The sequence below is a fragment of the Desulfobacter sp. UBA2225 genome (assembly GCF_002348205.1).
GTDB classification, from domain to species: domain Bacteria; phylum Desulfobacterota; class Desulfobacteria; order Desulfobacterales; family Desulfobacteraceae; genus Desulfobacter; species Desulfobacter postgatei.
This window is the reverse complement of sequence record NZ_DDYV01000325.1, coordinates 1-5,085: the sequence shown is the minus strand read 5'-3', so window position 1 is coordinate 5,085 and position 5,085 is coordinate 1. Positions and strand designations below refer to the sequence as shown.

The 5,085-nt window shown below is 45.6% G+C and carries 3 protein-coding genes and 1 pseudogene; 3 read left to right on the top strand and 1 reads right to left on the bottom strand.

Annotated elements, in window-relative coordinates:
• The first annotated feature begins 16 nt into the window (after positions 1-16).
• From B3D59_RS16890 to B3D59_RS16880, 3 genes are all read left to right on the top strand, one after another.
• Positions 17-2,011: a UPF0182 family protein gene (locus tag B3D59_RS16890; protein ID WP_286822309.1), complete on the top strand. Its 1,995-nt coding sequence runs from the start codon at positions 17-19 to the stop codon at positions 2,009-2,011.
• Positions 2,012-2,161: 150 nt separating this feature from the next.
• Positions 2,162-3,379, top strand: coding sequence for an SLC13 family permease (locus tag B3D59_RS16885; protein WP_286822308.1), 1,218 nt, complete (start codon positions 2,162-2,164; stop codon positions 3,377-3,379).
• 293 nt (positions 3,380-3,672) lie between these two features.
• A complete protein-coding gene (locus tag B3D59_RS16880) occupies positions 3,673-4,836 on the top strand; it encodes a type III PLP-dependent enzyme (RefSeq protein ID WP_286822307.1) in 1,164 nt (387 codons plus the stop codon).
• 8 nt (positions 4,837-4,844) lie between these two features.
• On the opposite strand, the pseudogene B3D59_RS16875 reads toward B3D59_RS16880, so the two are convergent.
• Positions 4,845-5,085: pseudogene (locus B3D59_RS16875) on the bottom strand (Na/Pi cotransporter family protein); the annotation flags it as partial.

The following is a 5,085-nucleotide window of genomic DNA, read 5'->3' as shown; positions in this document are numbered from 1 at the left end:
TTTACGCTGGGGCTTTATGTTGGAGCGGTACGATCTGTTGTATGAAACAGCCAATCTTCCTATTTTCAAAGGTCCCGGCTTTGTAGAGATGACTGTTATACTTCCCTTTATATGGGTTACAGTGCTGTCCCTGATGTTAACGGGTATTTTCCTGGTACTCAAAATTAACAGGCGCGTGGGGTGGAAAATGCCCATTATCTTTTTTTTGATTTCCGTTATTGCATTCTTAGGAAAAGATGTTGATACATTTCGGGATACCGTTCGAAAATACATCGTGATGCCAAACCAAATGGTTCGGGATCGGCACTACATCAAGGCAAGTGTTGAATCTACGCTTGCGGCCTACGGACTTGACAAGGTGGAGACCAGGGATTTTGAAATGAATTCGGCTGTTTCTTTCGATGCCGATGATCCCGATACCCTGCGTCGGTTGCGTAATGTTCCCGTCTGGGACAAAGATGTTCTTGGCAGTGTATTCGAGGAACTTCAAGGTATACGGACATATTATTCATTTCCAACTATTGATGTTGACCGCTATTGGGTAGATGGTGAATATCGGCAGGTCTATCTTGGCGCCAGAGAGATAAATAATTCAAAGCTACCCGAAGTCGCTCAAAATTGGATTAACACGCATCTTCAATATACCCACGGTCAGGGGGTCGCCATGATTCCCGCGGCCCAGGCTGGAGATGAACCAATGACGTGGTTTATCAAAGATATCCCCCCTCAATCTCAATTTGGATTATCCAGCGATCAAACCAATATTTACTACGGACTGGAAGACAAGCCCTACGCAATCGTTCCAAACAGTGTCGGGGAGATCGGCTCCCCTGCCGGAGAGAGTGAGAATATAGTCAATTACAATGGAAAGGGCGGCATCCCGGTCAATTCACTTTGGCGCAAATTTTTATTGGCAACCTATTTTAAAGATCGAGACATCTTTTTTACGACCAAAACAAACAAGCAGAGTAGAATACTGTTTCGAAGAAATATTACGGAACGAATTCTTCATATTACCCCCTTTTTTAAACTGGATCAGGATCCCTATATCGTTCACACACCAAAGGGACTCTTCTGGATACAGGACGCTTATACAACGGCATCCAATTACCCGATTGCATCCCCATACAAAGCAGAAGGATTCAATTATATCCGTAATGCGGTAAAAATAGTGGTTGATGCCTATAATGGCAACGTCTCATATTATGAAGCCGATCCCCGCGATCCCATCATTAATGCTTACCGTAAAATGTATCCCGGAATGTTCAAACCAATATCCGAAATGCCGGCGTTTTTGAAACAACACATTCGGTATCCTCGTGATATTTTTACCATTCAAATGTCCATTTATGCGACCTATCACCAAACGAATCCGGAGCGGTTCTTTAGACAGGAGGATAACTGGATGTTTTCCAAGATTGCTATAGGCCAAGAATTCTTTCCAGCGACCCCTTATTACTTGACTTTAGATTTATTAGAACCCGGAAAAGATGAATTTTTCTTGTTTCTCCCCTTATCCCCATTTGGTCGGGATAACCTGCGGGCATTGATGTTTGCAGGTAACGACCTTAAAAATTATGGAAAAATATATGCTTACCGTTTTCCACGTAATCAACAGGTATATGGGCCGGCACAGGTCCATTCGCTGGTGAATCAGGATACCGTGATTTCAGAACAGTTCTCTTTGTGGGATCAGCAAGGCTCCGAGTTGGTATTTGGAAAAATGATAATTGAACCGACGGGAGGCGCACCGCTCTATATCCAGCCGATCTATCTCCAAGAGGAAGGGCCGTTAAAAATACCACAAATAAAGCGATTGATCATGTCTTTGGGAGATGCCGTTGTGATGGCGCCGAGTCTTGAGGAGGCAGCTATCAAATTAGAACACGAATTGCGTCGAAAATTCGATCGTTTTGAAAAAAAGGTCCCGATGTCACCGCCCATCCAAATTCAAACCATACCCGCAGATGATATAAAAAAAGAAGAAGAAGAAACAAAACCTGATCATTAGGAAAGGCAAAAGGAAAAAGGAAAAAAACAGAACGTCAAAAAAAGCGTTGGGTAACAAAAAAATTATCCCATGCAATAAAAATAAAATATTCACCATGATCCCTTTGGGTGTATATGCTGTCATAGAACTGACTATTTATGGAGACAATTCATGACGGCACTGATTATTTTTCTTGTGAGTTATCTGGGAATTGCCATGGGACGAATCCCCGGACTGACCGTGGACAGGGTGGGCATTGCCATTCTGGGGGCCATCGCCATGGTTGCCTTCGGTGCGGTATCGCCCCAGGAGGCCGTACGTTGCATTGATTTTCCAACCCTGTGCCTTTTGTACGGGCTGATGATCATCTCTGCCCAGCTTCGTCTTGGCGGGTTTTACACAGCTACCGCAGAAAAAGTCCTTAAATTCTCTGATCGCCCCCGTTTGTTTCTTCTGGTAAGCATGCTGCTTTCCGCCGTCCTGTCCGCTCTTCTTGCCAATGATATCATCTGCTTTGCCATGGCACCGATTCTGGCTTATTCTCTCAAACGGGCAGGATTGAATCCTGTTCCCTTTTTACTGGGCCTGGCCATGTCGAGCAATATTGGATCTGCATCCACACTGATCGGCAATCCCCAGAATATGCTCATCGGCCAGGTGGGGCGTCTCTCCTTTCAGGCCTTTTTTTTATGGGCGTTTATCCCTTCTTTTATTTCCCTGGTGGCCGCATTCGGCATAATTATAATCTTTTATCGTCAGAACCTGATCGTTGAAAGAATAGAGATCATGGATCAAAACGGCCTGGGCTGGCCTCAATTTGATGGCTGGCAGACCGGAAAAGGGATTGTGGCGGTGGCGGTGCTGGTGGGGCTTTACCTGACCGATATCCCAAGGGATCTTTCCACCCTGACCGTTGCAGGGTCACTTCTGCTCAGCAGAAAGATAAAAAGCCGGGAAATCATGGCTCTGGTGGACTGGCACCTGATCACTTTGTTCTGCGCACTGTTTATTATCATTCACGGGATCACTCTGGCCCATCTCCCGGAACAGGTGCTCAAATTTTTGTCCCAAAAAGGCTTTGAACTCACTCAACCCGTTTTTCTCACCGGTGTCTCTGTGATTGTGTCCAATCTTTTCAGCAATGTTCCAGCCGTGATGCTGGTGATTCCATGTTTGAGCAAGACGATTCCTGAGCCCTGGTATATTCTGGCGCTTTCAAGCACTTTTGCCGGGAACCTTTTTCTTCTGGGCAGCATCGCGAACCTGATTGTGGTTGAAAAAGCTTTGGGTCATGGTGTCCTTATATCCTTCAAGGAACACGCCAGGATTGGTATCCCAGTGACCATTCTGTCTCTTCTGGTGCTGGTGGGATGGACATTTTTGATTTAACAGCCCCTGTGGTGGGCTTTTGCACTTTGACAGTTTCCGACAAAGCCGGTGCGATACCTGCTGCGCCAAATACTTGAGGATCTATTTTCTTGATAATGCAATGAAAAAAACAAATAGGCTTGAATAACTCATGCGATTTAATATATTTTTCTTGACTATTGACAGATTTTAGTCCATTTAGGCTGGGCCAATAATTTTGACGGCCTTAAAATAGCCTCTCACCTTGCATGTATCTTAATCAAAAAGAATGATTGTTTGGTGCGTTATCAACCCTTTTTCCATGGAGTTCTGCCATGTTCATACAACTTGAAGATTATCTCCCCCTGGAAACTTTTAAAAGAATTCAGGCCTTTTCCGAAGACAAGGAGACTCCTTTTCTCGTAATTGATACGGATACCGTGGTCAGACATCTTGATGATCTGACAACCTATTTTCCCTATGCGAGCATTTATTATGCCGTAAAAGCAAACCCCGCGGTTGAGATTCTGACCATCATGCGGGACAAAGGCGTCAATTTTGATATTGCATCCATCTATGAGTTGGACCGCGTTCTGTCGCTGGGCATAAGCCCTGACAGGATCAGTTACGGCAACACCATCAAAAAAAGTCGGGATGTCCGGTATTTCTATGACAAGGGTGTCCGGTTGTATGCTACGGATTCAGAAGCCGACATTCGCAATATCGCCAAGGCCGCTCCAGGCTCCAAAATCTATGTGCGGATATTATCCGAAGGAAGCCGTACGGCAGACTGGCCGCTATCCAGAAAGTTCGGCTGCCAGCCCGACATGGCCATGGACCTGATTGTTCTGGCAAAAAACCTTGGTCTGGTCCCCTATGGCATCTCTTTTCATGTGGGGTCCCAGCAACGTGATATTGGTGCCTGGGACGGGGTGCTTGGCAAAGTAAAGGTGATTTTTGAAAGGCTTCATGAAGAGGAGAATATTACCCTTGAGATGATCAATCTGGGTGGTGGATTCCCGGCCAATTATCTGTCAAAGGCCAATAATCTTTATATCTATGCCCAGGAGATCACCCGATTTCTCAATGAGGGCTTTGGCGAAGATCTGCCCACCATAATCCTTGAGCCCGGCCGGTCCGTGATGGGCAATGCAGGGGTGCTGGTCAGCGAGGTCGTATTGATTTCAAGAAAATCCAGAACCTCCCTTAACCGCTGGGTTTATACGGATGTGGGAAAATTTTCCGGATTAATTGAAACCATGGACGAAGCCATTAAATACCCCATCTACTCAGGACGAAAAGGAGAGCTTGAGGAAGTTATTATTGCCGGCCCCACCTGTGACAGCGCAGATATTTTATACGAAAACTTCAAATACAAACTCCCTTTGAATCTGTCCATCAGCGACCGGCTTTACTGGCTGTCCACGGGAGCATATACTAGCACTTACAGCGCCATAGAGTTTAACGGATTTCCTCCATTAAAGACATATTTCATATAAATATACCTTTAATTGGTAATCTCTTTATCAAAGGCCTGGGCTTGTTTCGGTGTCAGAAACAGGTCTTTCACGCTGAATATGAGCATTCGGCTTGCCTGGGTAAACAACCGGTTGGACAGAAGAAGGCCGGACAGGTCCAGGTCGCCGGATGCGTCTTCGGCAGAGGCCTTGACCGTCTCCTGGATAAAAAGATTGTCGTCAGCCTCAATCTTTTTAAAGGTCGCCAGGATTGTCTGGTGAATCAGCTTT